General features: G+C 63.0%; 19 protein-coding genes and 7 pseudogenes. 14 read left to right on the top strand and 12 right to left on the bottom strand.

Annotation, left to right across the window (positions count from 1 at the left end; genetic code table 11):
- Positions 1–18: 18 nt before the first annotated feature.
- The gene (gene lipA, locus DC31_RS10065; RefSeq protein ID WP_036279475.1) at positions 19–1,005 is read right to left on the bottom strand and encodes a lipoyl synthase; all 987 of its coding nucleotides are present in this window, start codon (positions 1,003–1,005) and stop codon (positions 19–21) included.
- Positions 1,002–1,673: a lipoyl(octanoyl) transferase LipB gene (lipB, locus tag DC31_RS10060; protein ID WP_036279473.1), complete on the bottom strand. Its 672-nt coding sequence runs from the start codon at positions 1,671–1,673 to the stop codon at positions 1,002–1,004. The genes lipA and lipB overlap by 4 nt, the downstream gene beginning before the upstream one ends.
- Positions 1,674–1,751: 78 nt before the next feature.
- Here lipB and DC31_RS10055 point away from each other — a divergent pair, with 78 nt between their 5' ends.
- Together DC31_RS10055 and ffh are read left to right on the top strand one after the other, a co-directional pair.
- Positions 1,752–2,339: a TetR/AcrR family transcriptional regulator gene (locus DC31_RS10055; RefSeq protein ID WP_036279876.1), complete on the top strand. Its 588-nt coding sequence runs from the start codon at positions 1,752–1,754 to the stop codon at positions 2,337–2,339.
- 48 nt (positions 2,340–2,387) lie between these two features.
- The gene (gene ffh / locus DC31_RS10050; RefSeq protein WP_036279469.1) at positions 2,388–3,938 is read left to right on the top strand and encodes a signal recognition particle protein; all 1,551 of its coding nucleotides are present in this window, start codon (positions 2,388–2,390) and stop codon (positions 3,936–3,938) included.
- A 58-nt stretch (positions 3,939–3,996) separates the two neighbouring features.
- On the opposite strand, the gene DC31_RS10045 is transcribed toward ffh, so the two are convergent.
- Entirely contained in the window at positions 3,997–5,844 is a 1,848-nt protein-coding gene (locus DC31_RS10045) for an alpha/beta hydrolase family protein (RefSeq protein WP_051606706.1), read from the bottom strand.
- A 150-nt stretch (positions 5,845–5,994) separates the two neighbouring features.
- Positions 5,995–7,712, bottom strand: a pseudogene (locus DC31_RS19940) (FAD-dependent oxidoreductase).
- Between the two features lie 86 nt (positions 7,713–7,798).
- Between DC31_RS19940 and DC31_RS10035 the strand changes: the two are divergent.
- Together DC31_RS10035 and glpK are read left to right on the top strand one after the other, a co-directional pair.
- Positions 7,799–8,764: a sugar-binding transcriptional regulator gene (locus tag DC31_RS10035; RefSeq protein WP_036279468.1), complete on the top strand. Its 966-nt coding sequence runs from the start codon at positions 7,799–7,801 to the stop codon at positions 8,762–8,764.
- 109 nt (positions 8,765–8,873) lie between these two features.
- A pseudogene (gene glpK / locus DC31_RS10030) lies at positions 8,874–10,383 on the top strand (glycerol kinase GlpK).
- A gap of 4 nt (positions 10,384–10,387) precedes the next feature.
- Here glpK and DC31_RS10025 read toward each other — a convergent pair.
- Positions 10,388–11,533, bottom strand: a complete 1,146-nt coding sequence (locus tag DC31_RS10025; RefSeq protein ID WP_036279870.1) for a glutamate--cysteine ligase — start codon at positions 11,531–11,533, stop codon at positions 10,388–10,390.
- Between the two features lie 210 nt (positions 11,534–11,743).
- Between DC31_RS10025 and rpsP the strand changes: the two genes are divergently transcribed.
- The 4 genes and pseudogenes from rpsP (at position 11,744) to trmD (ending at position 13,753) form a co-directional block, all read left to right on the top strand.
- Positions 11,744–12,175, top strand: coding sequence for a 30S ribosomal protein S16 (gene rpsP, locus DC31_RS10020; protein ID WP_036279467.1), 432 nt, complete (start codon positions 11,744–11,746; stop codon positions 12,173–12,175).
- Between the two features lie 5 nt (positions 12,176–12,180).
- Positions 12,181–12,412 (top strand): annotated as a pseudogene (locus DC31_RS10015) (RNA-binding protein).
- A gap of 1 nt (position 12,413) precedes the next feature.
- Positions 12,414–13,034 carry a ribosome maturation factor RimM gene (gene rimM, locus DC31_RS10010; RefSeq protein ID WP_081813797.1) on the top strand — a complete coding sequence of 207 codons (621 nt, stop codon included), beginning with the start codon at positions 12,414–12,416 and terminating at the stop codon, positions 13,032–13,034.
- Positions 13,035–13,054: 20 nt separating this feature from the next.
- On the top strand, positions 13,055–13,753 hold the full coding sequence (gene trmD / locus DC31_RS10005; protein ID WP_036279864.1) for a tRNA (guanosine(37)-N1)-methyltransferase TrmD: 699 nt from the start codon (positions 13,055–13,057) through the stop codon (positions 13,751–13,753).
- Positions 13,754–13,813: 60 nt separating this feature from the next.
- Here trmD and DC31_RS10000 read toward each other — a convergent pair whose 3' ends face one another.
- The 3 genes from DC31_RS10000 to DC31_RS09990 are packed head-to-tail and all read right to left on the bottom strand — an operon-like array spanning position 13,814 to position 15,182.
- Positions 13,814–14,638 (bottom strand): SURF1 family cytochrome oxidase biogenesis protein, encoded by an 825-nt coding sequence (locus DC31_RS10000; protein ID WP_036279461.1) that lies wholly within the window; start codon positions 14,636–14,638, stop codon positions 13,814–13,816.
- Positions 14,635–14,832: a hypothetical protein gene (locus tag DC31_RS09995; RefSeq protein WP_036279459.1), complete on the bottom strand. Its 198-nt coding sequence runs from the start codon at positions 14,830–14,832 to the stop codon at positions 14,635–14,637. Before DC31_RS09995 ends, DC31_RS10000 begins: the two co-directional genes overlap by 4 nt.
- Positions 14,829–15,182, bottom strand: a complete 354-nt coding sequence (locus tag DC31_RS09990) for a DUF3099 domain-containing protein (RefSeq protein WP_081813796.1) — start codon at positions 15,180–15,182, stop codon at positions 14,829–14,831. The genes DC31_RS09995 and DC31_RS09990 overlap by 4 nt, the downstream gene beginning before the upstream one ends.
- 113 nt (positions 15,183–15,295) lie before the next feature.
- Between DC31_RS09990 and DC31_RS09985 the strand changes: the two genes are divergently transcribed.
- Positions 15,296–16,006 carry a beta-ketoacyl-ACP reductase gene (locus DC31_RS09985; protein WP_036279456.1) on the top strand — a complete coding sequence of 237 codons (711 nt, stop codon included), beginning with the start codon at positions 15,296–15,298 and terminating at the stop codon, positions 16,004–16,006.
- Between the two features lie 12 nt (positions 16,007–16,018).
- On the opposite strand, the gene serB is transcribed toward DC31_RS09985, so the two are convergent.
- Both serB and glgC read right to left on the bottom strand, forming a co-directional pair.
- Entirely contained in the window at positions 16,019–16,654 is a 636-nt protein-coding gene (gene serB / locus DC31_RS09980; protein ID WP_036279453.1) for a phosphoserine phosphatase SerB, read from the bottom strand.
- Positions 16,655–16,676: 22 nt separating this feature from the next.
- A pseudogene (glgC, locus tag DC31_RS09975) lies at positions 16,677–17,920 on the bottom strand (glucose-1-phosphate adenylyltransferase).
- Between the two features lie 46 nt (positions 17,921–17,966).
- On the opposite strand from glgC, the pseudogene glgA reads away from it, so the two are divergent.
- The 3 genes and pseudogenes from glgA (at position 17,967) to DC31_RS09960 (ending at position 20,294) form a co-directional block, all read left to right on the top strand.
- Positions 17,967–19,150, top strand: a pseudogene (glgA, locus tag DC31_RS09970) (glycogen synthase).
- A gap of 17 nt (positions 19,151–19,167) precedes the next feature.
- Entirely contained in the window at positions 19,168–19,953 is a 786-nt protein-coding gene (locus tag DC31_RS09965) for an ABC transporter ATP-binding protein (RefSeq protein ID WP_036279451.1), read from the top strand.
- An 86-nt stretch (positions 19,954–20,039) separates the two neighbouring features.
- Positions 20,040–20,294, top strand: a complete 255-nt coding sequence (locus DC31_RS09960) for a type B 50S ribosomal protein L31 (protein WP_036279448.1) — start codon at positions 20,040–20,042, stop codon at positions 20,292–20,294.
- A 79-nt stretch (positions 20,295–20,373) separates the two neighbouring features.
- Here DC31_RS09960 and DC31_RS09955 read toward each other — a convergent pair whose 3' ends face one another.
- The gene (locus tag DC31_RS09955) at positions 20,374–21,090 is read right to left on the bottom strand and encodes an exonuclease domain-containing protein (protein ID WP_051606703.1); all 717 of its coding nucleotides are present in this window, start codon (positions 21,088–21,090) and stop codon (positions 20,374–20,376) included.
- 61 nt (positions 21,091–21,151) lie between these two features.
- Between DC31_RS09955 and DC31_RS09950 the strand changes: the two are divergent.
- Positions 21,152–22,086, top strand: a pseudogene (locus tag DC31_RS09950) (alpha/beta fold hydrolase).
- Here the strand turns inward: DC31_RS09950 and DC31_RS09945 are convergent.
- A complete protein-coding gene (locus DC31_RS09945; protein ID WP_036279855.1) occupies positions 22,058–22,531 on the bottom strand; it encodes an Lrp/AsnC family transcriptional regulator in 474 nt (157 codons plus the stop codon). The pseudogene DC31_RS09950 and the gene DC31_RS09945 overlap by 29 nt on opposite strands.
- A gap of 165 nt (positions 22,532–22,696) precedes the next feature.
- Between DC31_RS09945 and pdhA the strand changes: the two are divergent.
- Positions 22,697–23,811 (top strand): annotated as a pseudogene (gene pdhA / locus DC31_RS09940) (pyruvate dehydrogenase (acetyl-transferring) E1 component subunit alpha).

Raw genomic sequence — 23,811 nt, 5'->3', positions numbered from 1 at the left:
CCGAGAGGTATCGAGTGCTTAGACCGCTTGGGCGAACCCGAGGTCTGCGGATTCGGCGATGTGCGCCAGATGCTCGGGGATCTCGCGCCCCTTCGAGATCATGGACTGCGCCCAGAGGCGTCCGGCGCGGTACGACGAGCGCACCAGCGGACCAGCGAGCACACCGAGGAATCCGATCTGCTCAGCTTCCTCTTTGAAGTCCACGAACTCGGCTGGCTTCACCCAGCGCGCGACGGGCAGATGCCGCGGCGTCGGACGCAGATACTGCGTGATCGTGATGATGTCGCATCCGGCATCGTGGAGGTCTTGCAGAGCCTCAATGACTTCGGAAGGCTCTTCGCCCATGCCGAGGATGAGGTTCGACTTGGTGATGAGACCGGCGTTGTGGGCCTGCGTCAGCACGTCGAGCGACCGCTCGTAACGGAAGGCAGGACGGATGCGCTTGAAGATGCGCGGCACCGTTTCGACATTGTGTGCGAACACCTCAGGGCGCGCGTCAAAGATCTGCCCGAGGTACGCAGGGTCTCCGCTGTGATCGTTCGCGAGCAGCTCGACCCCGGTGTTCGGGTTCTGTGCGTGGATCTGCCGCACAGTCTCGGCGTTCAGCCACGCACCCGTGTCAGCCAGATCATCACGGGCGACGCTGGTCACCGTTGCGTAGCGCAGGCCCATGCGTGTCACGCTCTCGGCGACGCGGCGCGGCTCGTCAGTGTCGTAGTCGGCAGGCTTGCCGGTATCGATCTGGCAGAAGTCGCAGCGACGGGTGCACTGGGAGCCGCCGATGAGGAAGGTCGCCTCGCGGTCCTCCCAGCACTCGAAGATATTGGGGCAGCCGGCCTCCTGGCAGACGGTGTGCAGGCCTTCCTCTTTCACGAGGGAGTGCAGGGCGGTGTATTCCGGCCCCATCTTCGCTTTGGTCTTGATCCATTCCGGTTTGCGTTCGATGGGGGTCTCGGCGTTGCGGACCTCGAGACGCAGCAGCTTGCGACCGTCGGGAGCGCTCATGCGGCAACCTCCCTAGCCAAAGGCGCCGAGTTGTCGAAAGGCGCCGAGTACTCCGCCACGAATGCTTCGGTCACGGCGTCGAGGATGTCTGCGGGGGAGACGTCGGCTCCGACCACTTCGCTTACCGTCGTCACGCCAGCATCCAAGATCCCGCACGGGATGATTCCTCGGAAGCCTGCCAGCGAGTTGTCGCAGTTGATCGCGAAGCCATGCATCGTGACGCCGCGCTGCACGCGGACGCCGATCGCGGCGAGCTTGTCTTCGGAGAGTGGGCGGCGCACCCAGACCCCGCTCCGGCCCTCGACCTGATAGCCGTCTACGCCGAGCGGGCGCAGAATGTCGATCAGGATTCGCTCCAGGCGGCGCACATGGGCGACGACATCCATCGGCTCCGGCAGCCGCACGATCGGATAGCCGACGAGTTGGCCCGGCCCGTGCCAGGTGATCTTGCCGCCCCGGTCGACGTCAACGACTGGCGTGCCGTCTTGCGGGCGCTCCTGTGGTTCGGTTCGCTTGCCTGCCGTGTACACCGCTTCATGCTCGAGAAGGATGAGCGTGTCGGGCCGAGTGCCTGCGACTACCTCGGCGTGGATGCTGCGTTGTAACTCCCATCCGTCGAGGTAGGGAACATAGGTCGGTGCGAGGCCCGGGGTGAGTATGTCCAGCATGATCGCCTTTCGCCATTGTTGGATTGAGTCTAACAACGTATTGACGCGATTGGAATGCACGCGCGGTACGGTGAACAGATGAAGACTGAACCTCGCGCAGGACGCCCCCGCGCTTCCTCGCGAGAGACGCTCGCTGAGGCGGCGTGCGAGCTGTTCCTCGAGCAGGGTTACGACGCGACGTCGATCGCTGACATCACTCAGCGGGCGGGCGTAAGCCGCTCCAGCTTCTTCAACTACTTCGCATCCAAGAGCGACGTGCTGTGGTCGGGCCTAGATGCCAGGATCGACAAGGCGTTGGAACAGCTCGCAGCTCTTGACATAGTGGTCGGAGGCTCGGGCGTACGCGCAATCCTGGACGCCGTCGTTTGTGATTTCGCCCCCGATCCACTTGCTCTCGCCCTGCGAAACGCGACGGCGATGGGGCTGGAGATGGAGCTGGAACGCGACACTGGTCTTCGTCACGCGCGCCTCGCTGCCGGGATTGCGGATGCTGCGCGGCGCAGCTCGATCGGTGCGATCCGTGCCGAAATCCTCGGTGCCGCGTATGCCGCGGCGGTGCTGTCCTCGCTACGCGTGTGGGCGGAGCGAGGCGCCGGACATGGCACCCCAGAGGCGCTGTTCCAAGAAGCAGTCGTCGCTATCCATGACCTGCCGTGGCGCGGCTGACGCGACTGCCGCGGCATCCGCATCCGCTCGCGTAGAATCGAGAGCACCATGGCTACCTTTGGCACGCTCTCCGATCGGCTTACCGAGACTTTCCGCAACCTTCGCACGAAGGGAAAGCTCACCGCGGCCGACGTCGACGGCACCGTGCGCGAGATTCGACGCGCCCTGCTCGATGCTGACGTCGCGCTCGTCGTCGTGAAGGAATTCACCGCGAAGGTGCGCGAACGTGCACTCGGCGACGAAGTCAGCAAAGCGCTGAACCCGGCACAGCAGGTCGTGCAGATCGTCAACGAGGAGCTCGTCAGCATCCTCGGCGGCGAGCAGCGTCGACTGGAATTCGCCAAGACACCGCCGACCGTGATCATGCTCGCCGGCCTGCAGGGATCGGGTAAGACCACCTTCGCCGGAAAGCTCGCAAAGCAGCTCGAGAAGGACGGCCACACTCCGCTCCTCGTCGCAGCTGACCTCCAGCGCCCGAACGCGGTGAACCAGCTGCAGGTCGTCGCCGAGCAGGCCGGTGCCACCATCTACGCACCCGAGCCCGGGAACGGCGTCGGCGACCCCGTCAAGGTCTCGCGCGATGGCGTCGAGTACGCCCGCCGTCAGCAGCACGACGTCGTCATCATTGACACCGCCGGACGCCTCGGCGTTGACGCTGAGCTCATGAAGCAGGCAGCCGACATTCGCAAGGCCGTCAACCCGGATGAAGTACTGTTCGTCATCGACGCGATGATCGGCCAGGATGCCGTCAGCACAGCGAAGGCCTTCCAGGAAGGCGTCGACTTCACGGGTGTCGTGCTCTCCAAGCTCGACGGCGACGCGCGTGGTGGGGCGGCGCTTTCGGTCGCATCGATCACCGGCCGTCCGATCATCTACGCCTCCACAGGTGAAGGCCTTGACGATCTCGAACCGTTCTACCCCGACCGCATGGCGAGCCGCATCCTCGACCTTGGCGACATCCTCACACTCATCGAGCAGGCCCAGCAGGCCTTCGATGAAGAAGAGGCGATGAAGGTCGCCGAAAAGTTTGCGACCGATCAGTTCACGCTTGAGGACTTCCTCGGCCAGCTTCAGCAGATGAAGAAGATGGGCTCGATGAAGAAGATGCTCGGGATGCTCCCGGGTATGGGCCAGATGAAGCAGCAGCTCGAAGACTTCGATGAGAAGGAGATCGATCGCACCGAGGCGATCATCCGTTCGATGACGCCGGGGGAGCGACAGAACCCCAAGGTGCTCAACGGCTCACGTCGTGCGCGTATTGCTAAGGGCTCCGGCATGACCGTCACCGACGTCAACCAGCTTGTGCAGCGGTTCGATCAGGCAGCGAAGATGATGAAGACCGTCGCCCGTGGCGGCACTCCGAACATCCCAGGGATGGGGTCGATGCCCGGTATGGGACGCCCCGGCGCCTCTTCGAAGCGCGGCAAGAAGGGCAAGAGCAGCAGCGTCTCTCGATCCGGCAACCCGGCCAAGCGCGCTGCGGAGAATGCCGGACTTCCGACTGAAGCACCGACCGGGTCAGGGTTCGGGCTCGGCGGTCAGAAGGCACCTACTGAGGCAGACCTCGCCGAGATTCAGAAGCTTTTCGGCAAGGGCTGAGCCCAAACACGAAGGATGCCCCGAACCGTGAGGTTCGGGGCATCCTTCGTTGCGTGGATCAGTATGTGATGACGAGTGAGTTAGACACCGCCATCATCGCGACGACCGCCGCGTTGATGAAGCCCGCGATGTACGGGTTGTTCGTTTCTCGGTAGATTTTGCGCGAGATGATCGCCGTCACTGCGAGGATCACAACGACGGGGAACAACCAAATGCTCGCGATACCGGCGAAACCGGGTATCAAGTGACCAGACGAGGCGAACGTCACATATTGTGCGATAACGAGCACGATCGGACCTAGCGCGTTGAACAGTGCGAGCGCAGCAGTGTTGAGCCATTCCTTGCCGCCGAGCGTGAAACGGTTGAATACGTTGAGCGCGATCGAGTTCGCCACGAAGTACACGAGGAACAATGGCAGAACGAAGAATGCGTACCAAATCTTGTCCTGAGGGAACCACTTCAACGCGATGACCCAGAGCCGGAAGTCGGTTTTGAAGAAATAGTCTGCGACGAACACCAGACCAAATGCGGCGATCGTGACGACGAGCGCAAGCCCCGCACTCTGCAAGAGCTTCATCCAACCGGGGAAGATCCCCATCTCGCGAAGTCGAACCCCGTTCTTCTTTCCGAATAGGTAGTACGAGAGCGCCATGATGATGATTGCGGCTACACCGTTGATTGCAGCCCACACGGCGATGAAGTACACGGAACCGGTTGGCACGATATTTGGGACGGCATTGAAGACGATCCCATTGAGCCACGGCTGCTGGCTGAGCCACACGTACGACCACGCGGAGATCACTGTCGAGACGATGAGTCCGCCCCAGAACCACGCCTGTCCGCGACGTCCAACCGGTTGCGCCGCCGCGAGACCGGTTGTTCGAAGCCCGGCGAATGCGCGGGTGAACAGAAGTGCACGGGTGAAGGCGACGAGGAATATGCCAAAGCCGATCAGGCCGAGTGCCGTGAAGAATTCCTTGATCTGCCAAACCTGCGAGGTGGCTTCGAAGGAATTCGGAGCGCCGAGTGTGGTGTCGAAGAACTCCACCTGATCAGCCACCGTGTACTTCGAGATCGTCCCCCAGGGGTGCGTCTGTGCTGGCGTGTGCAGAATACGGATGGCGTCTTCACCGTCGATTGACTCCGTGTAGACCGTGTCGACATCGCGGGTTTCGCCGTCAGCAGGGTCGGTGCCAAATTTCAGGAAGGACTGTGCGTTCGGGGTGGTGGCGAACTCCCGCGGGGGGGTGAGCACGTTGCCCTCCGCGTCGTAACTGCGGAAGAAGAACTCGTCGTACTGGTCTGCAACAAGACCGACGTCGCGTGTTCCGTAGAGGTTGGCGTAGGCGCCATCCGCATCGGTGTACATCGCCTCGTTGTCGACGAGGAAGACGGCGGCGATCAGCGGCTTGTCAGCCTCGTTGTCAATAACGATCGAGAAGTTCGCGGCGCGCGCTCCGTTCGAGTGGCCGCTGACTCCGATTCGCGATGTATCGACGTAGGGAAGGTCAGCGATCAGTTTGACGCCGTCGTAGAGTCCCGTGCCGCCAACCTCGAGCTCGTCCGCGGGCAGGGGATCCGAGTTGCCGTGGCCGTACATGTCGATGGAGAGAACAACGAAACCACGACGAGTGAGTTCGACGTAGTTCGCGTCCTGCATCTCGCGGTTGTTCCACCAACCGTGGCTGACCACGACCGCTGGCGCTGGGTTATCAGCGGTGGCGCTGTCCGGTACGAACAGCAGTGCATTCAAGGTGCGGCCAGAGGATGTCTCCCACTGGAGATCCTTTACCGTCACGGTCCCCGCAGCCGTCTGCACGATAGATGCCCCGACTGCCGAGACGAGGCAGAGGACAAGCGACAACGCGAGCCAGAACGCATTCCGGCGAAGAAGTCCGATCTTCATCCGTTCACTCCTTTATGAAGGTGGTTGGGGGTGACCCTGAGGAAACCCTGGGAATCCAAGACGTGGACCCCGGCCCGAGCGTATGGCACCGTTAACGGCCCGAGGGTGGAGAAAGGTGGAATCTGCACAAACGTGCGCGGGTGGCTCAGATCACCCTGCTGCGTGTGACTTCGATTCATCTGAATCGACACCGTGGGCCTCGGCGAGCACCGTGAGTGCGCCATCAATCTCTGCTGAGATCCGCTCAGCATTCCAGCCCAGCACAGGTGCGAGAGCCTCAGCGATCGCGGTGATGGCGGCGGCGTCGGCATCCCCGGTGAAAGCCAGGTCAGTGCGACGGAAGACGACGTCGCTGACGTGGCGGACGAATTCGTTCTCGACCATCCACAGCAGTTCACGCGTCGAGAGCGCGTCCCCGACGACGGCCGCGTCATCCGCCTCTGCGAGGAACGCCGCAACGTCAGCTGCACGTGTGCCGTACCGGGTGAAGAGCACGCGGCCGCGCTGAGTGTCGCCGACGTTCTCTCGCAGCCATTCGATCCTCCGACGTGCGGTGCGCGGGTATGCGTTGCCACCGCCGATGCGCACGCCAACGGTGCTCACGAGGCGCTGTCGACCAAGCTCAGCGAGCACCTGATCGGCAAGGGTCTCACCGAGTGCACGGAACGTCGTCCACTTGCCGCCGACGAGGCTGAAGACAGCGGGCAGGCCGGCATCCTTTCGGCGCTCGATGCGGTAGTCGCGCGACACGAACCCGGGGGCTGTCTCATCGTGGTGCGGGAGCGGACGGATGCCGGAGTAGCGGTAGACGATCTGAGAACGGTCGACCTCAATCGTGGGGAAGACGTGCCGGATCAGGTCGAAGAAGTACTGCACTTCTTCCTCGGTGCACCGAGCAGGCTCGCGCGGATCAGCTTCGAGATCGGTCGTGCCAACCAGCACCCGGCCCTTGAGCGGGTAGATCAGGACGATACGGCCATCGGAGTGCTCGAAGAAGATCTCACGGCCGGCCGTCGCATCAAGGAGCTCGGGGTGGTCGAGGACGATGTGCGAGCCTTGGTGCCGCCCATGAATGCGGTATCAGTGCCGAGCGCCTCGTTTGTGAGGTCGGTCCACGGGCCGGATGCGTTCACGACGACGTCAGCGGCAACATGGAACTCGTTACCGGTCTCGCGATCACGCAACAAAACGCCTTCATCGTCGAGACCGATGGCCTCGACGTAGTTGAGCGCATGTGCACCCGAGTGAGCAGCATCGCCATCGCGCAGCACGTCGAGAGCGAGGCGCTCTGGGTCATGAACGGAAGCGTCGTAGTACGTGGCGGTGTACTTGATGTCGTGGTCAAGTTTCGGCAGCTGCTGAAGCGACTTCTTGCGACCGTGGAAGCGGTGTCGCGGCACATTGCCGCCATCGCGGGAGAATGTGTCGTAGAGCGTCAATCCGATCTTGATCAGGAACGCGCCGCGCTCCTGCGGTTTGCCCTGCTTGTGCGTAAGAAAACGTAGGGGAGCGGCGAAGATACCGGAGAACGTCGAGTAGATCGGGATGGTTGTCTCAAGGGGCTTCACATAGTGCGGCGCGATCTTCAGCAGGCCATTGCGCTCCTGCACCGACTCCTTGACGAGCCGGAACTCGCCGTTCTCGAGATAACGGATGCCGCCATGAATCATGTGGCTTGATGCTGCTGTTGCACCGGAGGCGAAGTCGTCGCGCTCGATGAGCAGCACATCGATGCCCTGCATGGCGAGATCTCGGAATGCGGAGATACCGTTGATCCCGGCGCCAATGATCACGACGCTGGTTCGTGCGCTCTCTCGAGCAGCTCGGACACTCTCTCGCTCGATGGGGGTGATGTTGGTAGCGCTCATCGTTTCTCCTTGGTTGCTCTTGATATAGTCTGGGCCGGTCAGCACAATCGCGCAACCAACGTGAACGAACGTGCAGAGGGGGAAAGATGAGCGATTCGTCGCTAGGCGACCCGAGAGCCGCCGCGGCGTTGCGCGCGGCGCAGATGTACTACATGCAGGACATGACGATGGATGCCATCGCTCGCGAACTGGCCACCTCGCGCTCCTCGGTGTCGCGTCTGCTCAGCCACGCACGCGACACCGGCCTCGTAGAGATTCAGATTCACCCGCCACAGGGCCAGGAGTTGCGTCTCGAAGAGGCGATCCGTGCGCGTTTCGGTATCGCCGCGCACGTCGTGCCGACGCCTCAGGGACTCTCGGATGTCGAGCGCTTCGAGCGGGTCGCCATGAGCGCCGCGCGCCTGCTACCGCTCTTCTTCGACTCGAATATGACGCTCGGTATCGCATGGGGATCGACTTTGGATGCCATCAGCAGGCATCTGCCCAAGAAAGAAACACACAACTCGACCGTCGTGCAGCTCAACGGCGCGGGAAATACGTTCACGAGCGGGGTGGACTACGCGAGTGAGATCCTGCACCGCTTCGGTCAGTCGTTTGGCGCCAGCATCCAGCAGTTTCCGGTGCCGGCCTTCTTTGACGATCCTGTGACGAAAGAGGCGATGTGGCGCGAGCGCAGCACGCGTCGGGTGCTGGATCTGCAGGCGCGTGCCGACGTCATCCTCTTCGGTCTCGGCTCGCCCTTCGCTGAGGTGCCGAGCCGGGTGTACATCGGTGGCTATCTCGAGCGCAGTGACTACCGGAGCCTGCGTGACGAGAAGATCGTCGGTGACATCGCGACTGTCTTCTACCGGCAAGACGGCAGCTGGAAGGACATTGAACTGAACAATCGGGCGACCGGTCCTGCCTTCGGAGTGCTGGGCAGGGCATCTCGCCGTATCTGCGTCGTCTCTGGCGTTCAAAAGCTCCCAAGTTTGCGCGGAGCAATCGCCACTCGTCTCATCACCGATCTTGTGCTGGACGAACATCTCGCCGAGCAACTCGTCGACGCCTGAGACGCCGCGGCGCCTGCACGTTCGTGCAGGCAGGGCAAACCGGGCCTCCGTCGTCTTCTAGGCTGTCGTGCAAAGCAGACAACGCCGTCATCGGCTGGAGAGAACACTTATGCACATCGTCGCCATCGATCAGGGCACCACGAGCACACGCGCCATCGTCTTCGACGCGAAGGGCAAGGTCGTCGCCACCGGTCAACGGGAGCACGCGCAGATCTTCCCTCAGGCGGGCTGGGTTGAGCATGATGCGGCGGAAATCTGGACGAACACCCAGGCGGTTATCGACGAGGCTGTCGAGACGGCCGGCATCGATGCCTCTGACGTCGCGGCGATCGGCATCACCAATCAACGTGAGACGGCCATCGTCTGGGATCGCGCGACCGGTGAGCCTATCCACAACGCCCTCGTCTGGCAGGACACCCGCACCCAGCCGCTGATCGACAAGCTCGCAGCTGACGGTGGCGTGCGTCGCTTTGCCGATGCGACAGGCCTTCCGCTCGCCACCTATTTCTCGGCATCCAAGATCGCCTGGGTGCTCGACAACGTCGACGGCGCGAGGAAGCGCGCGGAAGACGGCGAGCTGCTGTTCGGCACGCCGGACACCTGGGTGCTCTGGAACCTGACCGGGGGACCCGAGGGTGGAGTGCACGCCACAGACGTGACGAACGCGAGCCGCACCCTGCTGATGGATCTGCGCACGCTCGATTGGGATGACACGCTGCTCGAAGCGTTTGGAGTGCCGCGCGCGATGCTTCCCGCGATTCGTTCTTCCTCAGAGACCTATGGCACCACTGTTGGCACTGCGCTCGACGGCATTCCGATCGCATCGATCCTCGGAGACCAGCAGGCAGCCACATTCGGACAGGCGGCCTTCGACCGCGGCGAGTCGAAGAACACTTACGGCACCGGAAACTTTCTCCTCGTGAACACGGGGGAAGACATCGTTGAGAGCAAGAACGGACTGATCACGACGGTCGCCTATCGGCTCGGCGATGACGCCCCTCGCTATGCACTCGAGGGGTCGATCGCCGTCACGGGCTCACTCGTGCAATGGCTGCGCGACAACCTGGGCCTGATCTCGGAATCATCTGAGGTGGAAGAACTCGCGCTGAGCGTGCCGGACAACGGCGGCGTCTACATCGTGCCCGCGTTTTCTGGTTTGTCGCGCCCTACTGCGCCCGGACGCGCGTGGCGCGATTCTCGGCCTGACGCGCTTCGCGAACAAGGGGCACATCGCTCGTGCGGCGCTGGAGGCCGTTGCCTTTCAAACTCGTGAAGTTCTGGATGCCGTCATCGCTGACACTGATGCCAAAACCGGCGATGCACTCAAGGAGCTGCGGGTCGACGGTGGAATGGTCGGCAACACGACACTCATGCAGTTTCAGGCGGATGTGCTGGGCATTCCCGTCATCCGCCCAGCCGTTATCGAAACGACAGCTCTCGGCGCGGCATACGCGGCCGGTCTTGCCGTCGGTGTCTGGAAAGACGTGGACGAGCTTCGCTCTATGTGGAGTGAAGACGAGCGGTGGGAACCGCAGATCGATGACGCTGAGCGTGAGAAGCGCCTGGCGCGCTGGCGGAAAGCCGTGACCCGCACGTTCGACTGGGTCGAAGAGGACTAACCGCTCAGACCACCGGAGCCACGGGTCCCGAGCGGAACTCGTGGATGAGGTGGTGCACAACCGCGTGCAAGTCTCCGGACGAGGCATCCGCGATTGCGAGCTGACGCTCGTAGCTTGCGCCGCTATCGAGAATCGTCATGACGCCCGCGAACTCGGTCGCGCAGCCGAGATCCTTCGCCACCGGCGTCAGCGTGGCAACAATCTCGGCAAGATGCTCGCGCAAGAGCCGCTGAGTGCCGTCGGCATCGACAATCACGCGCGCCTCAAGACCATAGCGGGCAGCGCGCCACTTGTTCTCGCGGTGAAACCATGCCGGCATCGTCGGCAGCGTTTCACCCTCGTCGAGCAGGCGGGAGAAATGCTCGACGAGTACCTGGACGAAGGCTCCGACCGTGGCGAGCTCTGTGAGCGTGGAAAGGCCATCACACGCGCGCACCTCAATAGTGCCCCATCGCGGCGCGGGACGGATGTCCCACCGCACCTCGGATGCGTCTGCCATCACACCGGTGTGGACCATGTCTTCGAGGTAACCCTCGAAATCGGCCCAGGAGTGCAGCGGCCAGGGGAGTCCTGCGGTGGGGAGTTGCTGGAAGACGAGCGCACGGTTCGACGCGTATCCGGTGCGCTCACCGGCCCAGAATGGGCTCGATGCCGAGAGCGACTGCAGATGCGGAAGATACGCGGTAAGTGCGTTGATGATCGGGAAGACTTTGTCGCGATCCTCGACGCCGACGTGCACGTGGATGCCCCAGATCATCATGTTGCGCCCCCACCACTGGGTGCGCTCGATGAGGTTGTGGTAGCGCGACTTATCAGTGACCTGCTGATCAAACCACTGTGCGAATGGGTGGCTGCCGGCGGAGAGCAACTCGACGCCGGCGGGATCGGTGGCAGCGCGCACCGCAGTGATCGCGTTGCTGATGTCGCCAATGGCGTGCGCGACGGACTCACCTACTCCGCTGGTAACTTCAATCGTGTTGGTGAGTAGTTCACCCGTGACGGTATGGCGCTCCGGAGCACTCTCATCCTCCAGTGCATCCAACAGCTCGGGTGCCCGTCCCACGAGATCACCGGTCTCCGGATCAGCGAGCATGATCTCCCACTCCAACCCCACAGTCGAGCGAGGCGAGTCGGCAAATTCTTGAGTCACGTGCATAGTCTGACATGCAGACTTCGCGACACGGGGGCATGCTTCCGGTCTCGTTTCGCGACTGGCCCCGGAATCTGGCAGAATAGAAGGTCGGACGACGTTCTCGACCCTCTATCCGGATCGCGTCCACCCATTTGAGCTTCCGCCGGGTTGTGCACCCCACTCTCCAGGCGATCAGTTCGTTTACTTTCCACACAATTCAGGAGAATCGTGGCTGTTAAGATCCGTCTCAAGCGCATGGGCAAGATCCGTGCGCCGTACTACCGCATCGTCGTTGCTGACTCGCGCACCAAGCGCGATGGCCGTGTCATCGAAGAGATCGGCAAGTACCACCCCACCGAGCAGCCTTCGTTCATCGAGGTTGACTCCGAGCGCGCACAGTACTGGCTCTCCGTCGGAGCGCAGCCGAGCGAGCAGGTTGCTGCCCTTCTGAAGCTCACGGGCGACTGGGGCAAGTTCAAGGGCGACCCCGACGCCAAGTCGACCGTTCAGGTGCGCGAGCCGAAGGCTCCGTTCGAGATCGACGCGGCTAAGAAGTCCGTCGTGAAGCCGAAGGCTGAGAAGAAGGAGGCTCCTGCAGAGGAGGCTCCCGCCGCTGCCGACGCGGAGGCCGCTGAGGCTCCCGCCGCCGACGCAGAATAATCGCTGTGCTTGCCGCCGCGCTCGAACACATCGTCAAGGGGATCGTTGATCACCCTGAGGATGTCCAGATCTCCGCTTCCACGTCGCCGCGAGGCGACCTGCTCGAGGTGCGCGTGCACCCCGACGACCGGGGGGCGTGTGATCGGGCGCGGTGGCCGCACCGCAAAAGCTCTGCGTACGCTCATCACCGCTCTCGCGGACGGGCGTCGTGTTCGCGTCGACGTCGCGGACGACTGACGTGGTGTTGAAAGACCGTAACCAGGGTAAGAACCAGCTACGGGTCGGGCGCCTTGTCAAGGCCCATGGTCTCAAAGGCGGGCTCAAGCTAGAGCTGTACACCGACAATCCAGAGCGACGATTCGTCACAGGAGCCGAGTTCACGTTGCAGGTGCCAGAGGCATCTGAGTGGCACGGTAAATCTGCCAAAGTGCGCGAGTACCGAGTAATGAACGGCCATCCGGTTGTGTTCTTCGACGATGTCGAGGACCGTGAAGGCGCCGAGGGTCTCGTCCGCGCGATCCTCTGGATCGACCAGGATACTGACGAGCCAGAAGACAACGCCTGGTATGACCACCAACTTGTCGGGCTCGATGTCTACCGCGACGAGCAAATCGTCGGCCAGGTCGTCCGGGTCGAGCACATGCCCGCGCAAGACCTGCTGATCGTCAAGACAGGCGAGCACGAGATCATGGTTCCGTTCGTCGAGGCGATCGTGCCGTCGGTGGATGTCGCAGCCGGTCGAGTAACTGTCACGCCGCCGGCCGGGCTCTTCGAGGATCTGCCCGACGCCGAGACTGCGGATGACAGCACCGGTGATGATGCACCCGCGAATGCTGAGGGCGACGCCGCCGCCGAGTGAGCGATCGCTACGATCAACGCATGCGCATAGATGTCGTCTCTATCTTTCCGTCGTACTTTGACGGGCTGACGCTGTCGCTGCTCGGCAAAGCCCGCGCGACAGGCTTACTCGACCTGCAAATCCATGACCTGCGCAACTGGGCGGGCGACCGGCATCGCACCGTCGATGACACCCCGTATGGCGGGGGAGCAGGCATGGTCATGAAGCCTGAGCCCTGGGCTCTTGCTCTCGACGACCTTGCTTCTTCTGGTCCTGAGGCTGTCGACCGACCCACCATTATCTTCCCGTCGCCGGCCGGAGAACTATTCCGACAGAAGACCGCCCGCGATTTCGCGGCGCGTGAGCACATCATTATTGGGTGCGGACGCTACGAGGGCATCGATGAGCGCGTCTTCGAGTACGCAGCATCCCTCGGCGAGGTGCGTTTGGTCAGCCTGGGCGACTACGTCCTCAACGGCGGGGAAGTCGCGGCGATGGCCATGATCGAGGCAGTCGGTCGCCTGATTCCCGGCGTCGTCGGCAACCCGGAGAGCCTCGTCGAAGAATCGCACGAGGACGGGCTTCTCGAGTACCCCTCGTACACGAAACCAGCCGCCTGGCGCGATCGATCCGTGCCCGACGTCTTGCTCAGCGGAAACCACGGCGCGATCGCGAAATGGCGAGGCGAACAGCAACTTGAACGCACTCGCCAGCGTCGACCTGATTTGCTCTCGGACTGAGTACGTTCACGCTTTTCTTCATTGCCCTCGGCATCGGTGGGGCGCGCGAGGCTGGCTGAGTCAGACGCGCGCGTCGACGTCGTCGAGGAGTTCGTCCTCGGCATCTGCGTCGTGATCGCGCTGTCGCGTCTTCTTCACCGCTACTGGGCGGCCTTCGGCTTCTTCGCGGTGTTTCTGGATTTCAGTGCGGATGATGTATGCGATGAAGATGAAACCCATGATCGCGAACAGGATCCACTGGATCGCATACGACAAGTGCGGGCCAGGGTCATCGGTGGGCGACTCGAAACCTCCAAGCCCGGTCTCTGCCGACGGGTCTTCACTGACCATGCGCCCATATGCACTGGTGATGACTTCTGTTCCCATCAGCGTGGCCATGCTGGGGAGGTTGATTGTCGGAAGCTGACCTTCGGGCGCGCTGCGCCCCGAGGCCGGGAGCGCTTCTCCCGGGCGGAGCCGAACGATGACCTCGACGGTTCCCGTCGGCGGCGCGGGCACAACATCGGGATTCGCGCCTTCTCCAGGTGGCACCCATCCGCGGTCAACGATGAAGATGCGTCCATCGAGGTCGCGGAATGGCACCAGGACCTCGAAGGCGCTGGTGCCGCCATGCGGACGATTTCGCACCAGTACTTGATCGTCAACGAGGTACTCGCCGCGAAGCAGAGCGGGATGCCACTCGTCCGCGGGATCGAGTGCGCCGTCCGCACCGATCAGATCGGCGAGTGGTGCTGGCTGTGCATCGTAGTTCTGCTCGACCAGCGCGATCTGTTCTGCACGGCCCTCGTTCCGATCGAACTGCCAGTTCGAAAGAAAGGCGCACGCAACAGCGAAGCCCATGGCGATGAGCACATATACGCCCCACCGCACCAAACGGTTGTTCACGTCGGCAGCCCTTCACGCACAGTCACGGGGAAGCCACGTGCGGCGAGATAGTCGTGCAGGAACTTGACGTGATCGTCGCAGGCCAGCCAGATCTTCTCGCGGTCGGCCGTGTGGATGCGCGGATTGCGCCAAACAACTTGCTGTGTTGCGGAGCTGTGGCATCCAGCCCGCGAGCACTTGGTCTCGGCGGTCACTGCTCGCCGTCCGTGGGCTTTTCCTGGATCGTGATGACGTTCGGGTCCGCGCCGGTGTCGAGAGTTTCTTGCGAGGGCGGGGCCGTCAGCTGCTGGGTCGGCGACTCGGCTCCGGGCGTCGCCGTGGGGCTGACCGCATTGGCGAAGACGACTGCAATGTAGGGCAGCACCGCCGCGGCGATAGCGAATACCCAGGTGTACCAGCCATAAGGCGTCACGAGCACGGTGAGCGCGAAGCAGGCCATGCGGATGCCCATTGTGATCCAGTATCGGCGCACGCGCGCCGTCGCCTCATCCTGCGGAGCCTGCGGCAGGGAGGTTACAGCGGGTGCATGACGGACGTGTTTCACGATGCCTCCAGCCTACGCCGCGGCGAGTGCGATGGCCGCCTACGCCGCCACTCACGTAGACGCCCCCGATAGGATGGCTCGAGCCCTGACCGAGCGCCCTTGGAGTGAGAATTATGAGTTCAGAACGCGTCGTCCTCGTCACCGGTGGCAACCGAGGTATCGGTCGAGCCATCGCTGAACGTTTCGTTCGTGACGGGTATCGTGTGGCCGTCACGGCACGCAGCGGTGAGGGCCCGGAGGGCACGCTCACCGTACGTGCTGACGTGACGGATGCTGCGTCCATTGACGCCGCGTTCACCGAGGTCGAAGCGAAGCTCGGCCCGGTGGAAGTCGTAGTCGCGAACGCCGGTATCACGAAGGACACTCTGCTCATGCGTATGAGCGAAGATGACTTCGACAGCGTTGTCGCCACTAACCTGGGCGGCGCATTCCGCGTCGTCAAGCGCGCATCGAAGGCGATGCTGCGCGCCCGGTTCGGCCGTGTGATTCTGATCTCGAGTGTCGTCGGGTTGTACGGCTCAGCCGGACAGGTGAACTACTCAGCCTCCAAAAGCGGCCTGGTCGGTTTCGCCCGCTCGCTCACGCGTGAACTGGGCGCACGGGGCATCACGGCAAACGTGGTGGCCCCCGGCTTCATTGAAACCGATATGACCGCTGAGCTTCCGGAAGAGACTCAGAAGCAATACAAGGCCAGCATTCCGGCCGGGCGCTTTGCCACCCCCGATGAAGTCGCTGGTGTCGTCACTTGGCTTGCTGGCGATGACGCCGCCTATATCTCAGGCGCTGTCATCCCCGTCGACGGCGGTCTCGGAATGGGACACTGACCTTCACCTGACTCATGGGAGCAGGGCGATGACCTCACTGAGGTCTTGTGGCCCGATCACGAGACTTGCTGCGTCACGCACAGCGGGCTTCGCGTTGAAGGCCAGGCCGAGGCCAGCCACAGCCATCATCTGAAGGTCGTTGGCACCGTCGCCGATCGCGATGGTTGCGCGAAGGGGCACCTCGAGTTCGACTGCCCATTCCTGCAGCGAATGCGCCTTCGCCGCGGCATCCACGATTTCGCCGTCGACACGACCGGTGAGTATGCCGTCGGCGATCGAGAGACGATTCGCACGCCAACGGTCGACACCGAGCTCCGGCGCGATGTGATCAAGAATCTCGTGGAAGCCGCCAGAGACGACTCCGACGACACCACCACGTGCGTGCACGGCTGCTGTGAGCTCGCGCACACCCGGCGTCGGCTCAATCCGCACGCGTACGCGTTCGAAGGCGTCGACGGACACTCCGGCGAGAGCCTCGACGCGAGAACGCAAGCTCGTGGCGAAGTCGATTTCACCGCGCATCGCGGACTCAGTGGCAGCCTGCACCTCCGCGCGGCGACCTGCTTCATCAGCAAGAAGCTCAATCACCTCGTTGCGGATGAGTGTGGAATCGGCATCGAGGACGATGAGGAAGCGCGCAGTGGTCACGCGATCGAGCGTAGCGCGCAGCTCAGCGCTCGACCTGCACGCCCTTGCCCACGACCGTGATGCCCGACTCTGTCACCGTGAACCCTCGTTCAATGTCGCGTTCACGGTCGACCCCGACGGTTGCGCCATCGAGGAGCACGACGTTCTTGTCGAGCACTGCGCGGTGGATGCGGGCGCCCTGGCCGACGTGAACATGGTCGAACAGCACCGAATCGGTGATTGTCGAACCCCCTGCAGCGAGCGTTCCTGGACCGACGACGCTGCGTTCCAAATGTGTACCAGACAGCACCGAACCCAGCGAGACGATCGAGTCGATCGTGTTGCCGATGCGACCGACGGCATCGCGGACGAACTTCGCCGGCGGGGCGTTCACGCTCTGCGTGCGGATCGGCCACGCGGTGTTGTACAGGTTGAAGATCGGGAGCGTCGAGATCAGGTCCATGTGCGCGTCGAAGAACGAATCGATCGTCCCCACGTCGCGCCAGTACGCACGATCGCGCGGCGACGAACCTGGCACGTCGTTCTGCTTCATGTCGTAGTAGCCGGCTTCACCGCGATCGACGAAGTACGGGATGATGTCGCCGCCCATGTCGTGGCTCGAGGTCGCATCTCGCCATCCTTTTCGACAGCCTCGATCAGCGCGTCGGCATCGAAGATGTAGTTACCCATCGATGCGAGCACTTCATGCGGAGAATCGACCAGACCTTCGGGGTCTGCCGGCTTCTCCAGGAACGCGCGGATGCGTCCAGATCCATCCGGATCCGCGTCGATGACACCGAACTGGTTCGCAAGCGCGATCGGCTGGCGGATGCCGGCGACCGTCGCCTTCGCGCCGGATGCGATATGCGCCTTGAGCATCTGTCGGAAGTCCATCCGGTAGACGTGGTCGGCGCCGATCACAATCACGATGTCGGGCTTCTCGTCATTGACGAGGTTCAGACTCTGCAGAATTGCGTCGGCTGAACCCGAAAACCATCGCTTCCCCAGCCGCTGCTGGGCAGGAACCGAAGTCACATACGAGTCAAGCAGGGCGGACATCCGCCACGTTTGCGAGATGTGCCGGTCGAGGCTGTGCGACTTGTACTGGGTGAGGACCACGACCTGTCTCAGCCCGGAATTAATCAGATTCGATATCGCGAAGTCAATCAGCCGATACTGGCCTCCGAAGGGCACAGCGGGCTTTGCCCGATCTGCTGTGAGGGGCATGAGTCGTTTGCCTTCGCCGCCGGCGAGGATGATTCCGAAAACCTTCTTTGGGACCGCCATGGCTCCACCATAGATCCCGAACGCGTCGCTGTACTAGCGTTCAGTCATGCGAGTCGACATGATTACCAAGGAGTACCCACCGGAGATCTACGGAGGGGCCGGCGTGCACGTTGCAGAGCTCGTCTCTGCGCTACGTGAATCAATCGATGTCCAGGTGCGTGCATTCGGTGCAGATCGCGATGAGGCAGGCACCCGTGCCTACCGCACGCCCGCCGAGCTTGCCTCTGCAAACCCCGCAATACAGACGCTGGGAACAGACCTTGCGATGGTGGGTGACGTCGCCGGAGCCGACCTCGTGCACAGCCACACTTGGTACGCGAACTTCGCGGGACACATCGCATCTCAGCTGCACGGCATCCCTCATGTGCTCACTGCCCACAGCCTCGAGCCGCTTCGTCCATGGAAGGCCGAGCAGCTCGGTGGGGGCTACGCCGTATCGAGTGGCATCGAGAAGCTTGCCTACGAGAACGCCGCCGCGATCATTGCGGTGTCCGCAGGCATGCGCGCCGACATTCTGCGGAGCTACCCGCAGGTTGACCCTGCCCGGGTGCGCGTCATCCACAACGGCATCGATGTCGAGCGTTGGCGCCCGGTTCAGAATGCCGCGTTCCTCTCGAGCATCGGTATGGACCCGAGCCGCCCGTCCGTGGTCTTCGTGGGCCGGATAACGCGCCAGAAGGGTCTGCCGTATCTGCTGCGCGCCGCGGCGCAACTGCCACCTGAAGTGCAACTGGTGCTCTGTGCCGGAGCACCAGCACGCCCGAGATCATGGCGGAGGTACAGGAAGGTGTGCGGCTTCTGCAGCAGACCCGCGACGGGGTCATCTGGATTGAGCGGATGCTGCCACGGGACGAGCTTTCGGCGATTCTCACCGCCGCCACGACGTTCGTCTGTCCTTCGGTGTACGAACCCCTCGGCATTGTGAACCTCGAAGCCATGGCATGCGGGGCCGCTGTTGTGGGCACTGCGACCGGAGGCATTCCGGAGGTTGTCGATGATGGCATCACCGGCCGGCTGGTGCCGATCGAACAGGTGCAAGACGGAACAGGGACTCCCGTCGACCCCGAGCGCTACGTCGCGGACCTGGCTCGCACACTCACCGAAGTCGCGCTGGACCCAGAGCGCGCGGCGGCATACGGCGCAGCTGGCCGTGACCGCGCGACGCGAGAGTTCAGCTGGGGTGCGATTGCCGACACCACGCGGGCGCTCTACGCAGAGCTCACCTCTTGAGCGGATAGGCTGGGGGTATGCCGAGTGCTCTTGATTTCACTGATGTTGTCGTGCGCCGTGACGGGCGCAATATCGTCGATCATGTGACCTGGCAGGTCGCAGATGATCAGCGTTGGGTGGTGCTCGGACCGAACGGTGCGGGCAAGACAACCCTGTTGCAGTTGGCAGACACCCTCATGCACCCCACCGCGGGAACCGTTACGGTTCTCGGCGAGACGCTCGGGCGTACCGACGTCTTCGAACTGCGTCCGCGGATCGGCTTCGCATCCTCAGCGATGGCGAAGCAGCTCCCGAGCGACGAGACCGTCCTGAACGTCGTGCTCACTGCCGCATTCTCGGTGATGGGGCGGTGGAACGAGCAGTACGAGAACATCGACGAGCGTCGCGCGCTGCGTGTGCTGGGGGAGTGGAAGCTCGATCACCTGGCTGACCGCACGTTCGGAACCCTCAGCGATGGCGAGCAGAAGCGCGTGCAGATTGCACGAGCCGTTATGACCGACCCTGAGCTGCTGCTGCTCGACGAGCCGACCGCGTCGCTTGACCTGGGTGCGCGTGAAGAGCTTCTCAGCCTCCTCAGCGGCTATGCCTCCTCACCGACCACTCCGGCCATGGTCATGGTCACTCACCACGTCGAAGAGATTCCGGTGGGGTTCACGCATGTGCTCCTGATGCGTGACGGCGCTATCGTCGCAGCCGGTCCGATCGAAGAAACTCTGACGGCGGATGCCCTCACCGAGGCGTTCGGCATGCCGATTGTGCTGAACGTCGACGGCGGCCGCTACGCGGCGCGCGCCACGTCTTGACCGTAAGATCTGCTAGAGTTGACCCTTGGTGCATCTGCACCCTCTGACTTCATTTCTGTACGTACCCCGCAAGCCAAGGATTCCGCATGAAGACTGACATTCACCCCGACTACAAGGACATCGTGTTTCGCGACCTCGGCTCGGGCGAGACCTTCCTCACCCGCTCGACGGTTACGAGCGACAAGACGATGGAGCTCGACGGCGTCGAGTACCCCGTCATCGACGTCGAGATCTCCTCGGCTTCGCACCCGTTCTACACGGGCAAGCAGCGCATCATGGACTCGGCCGGTCGTGTCGAGAAGTTCAACCAGCGCTTCAAGGGCTTTGGCGGCAGCAAGTAAGCAGCTCCCGCAGCACGAAAGGCCCCGCATTGTGCGGGGCCTTTCGTCGTTTCTATCGCGTCTGCATTTAACGTCAGCATTAAGCGGGTGCATCGCGAACCGGCCACGCGCCGTCGAGCGCTTCTTCGGGGTCAAGCCGCCCGATGCGGATGAAGTACTCCGTCAGGCTCTCCGCCTGTGTGCGTGCCCAACCGATCTGCTGCGTATGCAACTCGTGGGCGGTAGCCGCGAGCGGGAATGCCCTTGCGATCGCCTGTGCAACGCGCCCTGCGGCAATCGCGTCGGCGGCCGCTTCATGCGCGCCGTCTAACGGAACGCTGTAATGCGCGGCGACGACTTCGAGCGTGCGCTTCCCCTTGCGATACCGATCGACAGCTTTGTCGATCACCAGCGGATCAATGATTGGTCCGGGAGAATCCAACGGACGGATGCCGTGGCGCAGGCATTCGTGGGTGAGCAGCGAGAAATCGTAGGAGGCGTTGTACGCGACGACGGGCACACCCTGTGCAAAGAGCGCCCGCAGAGACTCGGTGACTTCTTCGACGACCTCGCGAGCAACCCGGCCGTCGCGGCGCGCGTGTTCGGTGCTGATGCCGTGGACTGCAGCAGCACCATCCGGGATAGGAACGCCGGGGTCGGCGAGCCAGGAGCGCGCGGCGATCTGATGCCCCTTCGCGTCGAGCACGCCAACATGCGCAGTGACGATGCGGTCAACCGTGACGTCGACTCCGGTTGTCTCGAGATCGAAGACGCCGACGCGACTGAGCCAGCCGGGAAGTTCCAGATCGATTGTCATGAACCTCACGTTAGAGAGGGCCTCGGACAACGCGTCTTAGGCTCGCCCGTAGACTGGACGCATGCCCGTGTACTCGCCTTACGCTGAGCGGCTGAGCCGCCTTCCGATCGAGCGGCGTGAGGTCGAAGTTCGTGGCGGCACGACGGTTTACTGGGTGTACGGCCCTTCGACGGGCTCCGGGGTCGAGAGCGACTCACGGGCCGAGAGTGACGTCACCACCGTCATTGCCGTCCACGGCTTTAGAGGCGACCATCACGGGCTAGAGCCGGTGCTCGCCTATCTCCCCGAAGTGCGGGTGATCGCACCAGACCTGCCAGGGTTCGGCGAAACAGAACCGATTCCCGGACGCACACATGATCTTGAGGAGTACGCCGGCTGGCTGCGCGATTTCACCGCAGCTGTTGCGCCAGGTGCCGTGATACTCGGCCACTCATTCGGGTCCATCGTGCGTCGGCAGCGGTCGCCGGTGGGCTGGAGACGCCCCGACTCATCCTCCTCAATCCGATCGGTGCCCCCGCGCTGGAAGGCCCAAAGGGCCTGATGACACGGCTCGCGGTGCTCTACTACGACTTAGGAGCGAAGCTGCCGGCCACGCTCGGCACTGCCCTGCTGCGCAACAACCTGGTTGTGCGCATCATGAGTGTCACGATGGCCAAGACGAACGACCCGACGCTTCGTCGTTTCATTCACGACCAGCACGATACCTATTTCTCGGATTTCGCCGATCGGGATGTGCTGCGGGATGCCTTCGTTGCGAGCGTGTCAAACGATGTGCGGGCGTTCGCGCCAAGTATCGACGTACCCACGCTCCTGGTGGCCGCACAGAAGGACGACATCACTCCCATCGAGGCCGAACGGCGCCTCGCCGGGATGTTCCCCGATGCTGAGCTCGTCGAAATTGCCGACGTCGGCCATCTCATCCACTACGAGACTCCCGCAGAAGCCGCGGGAGCGATCCGTCGATTCCTCAGGATTCCCGTCGCGCGAGGCCGATAAGTCCCGCTACGCGGAAGGGGATGATCTCTCCCATTGCCAGTGATGTCTCCGTGCGCTCGACTCCCTCTATCGAGAGGATTCGGGCATCCGTGTCGAAGAGGTGACGTGCGTCACGGCACGCGACGCGGGCGAGGATGTCGATCGAGCCACTCAGCCCGTGCGCCTGCACGACCTCTGGAATTCGTGAGAGTTCGTTGACGATTCGGGGGAGGTCGATCTGTCGCAGGCCGATGTTGATGAAGGCTTGCAGCGGGAAGCCGAGCACCTCGGGGGAGAAAGAGCGCTCATAGGACAGGAACACCCCTGTTTGCTCGAGTCTCGCCATCCGCGCCTGGATGGTGTTGCGGGAAAGGCCGAGTGCCTCGGCGAGCGCGACGATGGTCGTGCGCGGATCATCGGCAAGCGCGGCGAGGAGTTCGAGGTCGACACGGTCCAGAGCTGACATAGTGCCAAAGATTAGCAGTGGCGGTGGGCGATAAGTGGGCAACATGCTCAATTGCTCGCGGAATGCTTGAGCGTGCTGATCAACAGACGTACCCTCGAGGTATCCGATGATGATGTCGGTGCAGGCGTGCAACTCCTCACGAGGGAGCCACCTGACAGGAGGACGATGATGTCACCGCAGACCACCCCGATCGCAGACACCACGCAGGATCTCGAGCTCACCGAGCGAATTCTCGCCCCGGACGGAACTCGTCAGAAGAACCCCGATCTCGATCCGTTCGTCGCCGATGTCGATGCCGCGCAGCTGCGCGCGCTCTACCGCGACATGATCATCCTCCGCCGCATTGACGCCGAAGGCGTGGCGTTGCAGCGTCAGGGACAGCTCGGCCTCTGGGCTCCCTGCAATGGCCAGGAAGCCGCACAGATCGGTACAGCGCGTGCGCTCGACCCGATCGACTTCGTCTTCCCGAGCTATCGCGAGACCGGCGTCATCTACGCACGCGGCGCGCAGCCGGGCGACTTCGTACGCGTGTGGCGCGGCGAGGAAGGCGCTCCCTTCGATCCCATCGAGAAACGCATCGCGCCGTTGCAGATCATCATCGGTGCGCAGACGTTGCACGCTGTCGGCTATGCATGGGCATCAAGCTCGAGAAAGCACCCGAGGTCGCTGTCACTTACTTCGGTGACGGCGCGACGAGCCAGGGCGATGTGAACGAGGCGATGGTCTTTGCCGCGTCGTACCAAGTGCCGGTCGTTTTCGTCTGCCAGAACAACCACTGGGCGATCTCCGAGCCGGTTGCAGTGCAGTCGAAGTATCCGATTGCGGGTCGTGCGCCTGGCTTCGGCATCCCGAGCCTCCGCGTCGACGGCAACGATGTGCTGGCATGCCTGGCAGCGATGCGCTGGGCGCTGGCGCACGCACGTGCCGGTAAGGGGCCCGTATTCATCGAAGCGGTCACCTACCGGATGGGTCCGCACACTACGTCTGACGATCCCACCCGTTACCGCGACCCCGCGGAGCTCGAAGCGTGGCGCACTCGCGACCCGATCGCACGCTTGGAAGCGCACCTGCGCGCGGCTGGTGAGCTTGACGAAGAGCATGTTGCGGCGGCGCAGGCGGATGCCGACGTCATGGCGCGAGAGATGCGCGCCGCGTGCCTCGGCATGGTGACGCGCGAACCTCTCGCCGTGTTTGACGGCGTCTACGCCGAACCGCACTGCGGAATCGCGCGTCAGCGTGACGAGTACGCGGCGTACCTCTCCACACTCGAGGCGGTCTGA

Origin of the sequence: Microbacterium sp. CH12i, assembly GCF_000685355.1 — a bacterium.
Classification (GTDB): Bacteria; Actinomycetota; Actinomycetes; order Actinomycetales; family Microbacteriaceae; genus Microbacterium.
Note: the sequence above shows the minus strand (reverse complement) of the source record. Positions and strands in the feature narration are given on the sequence as shown.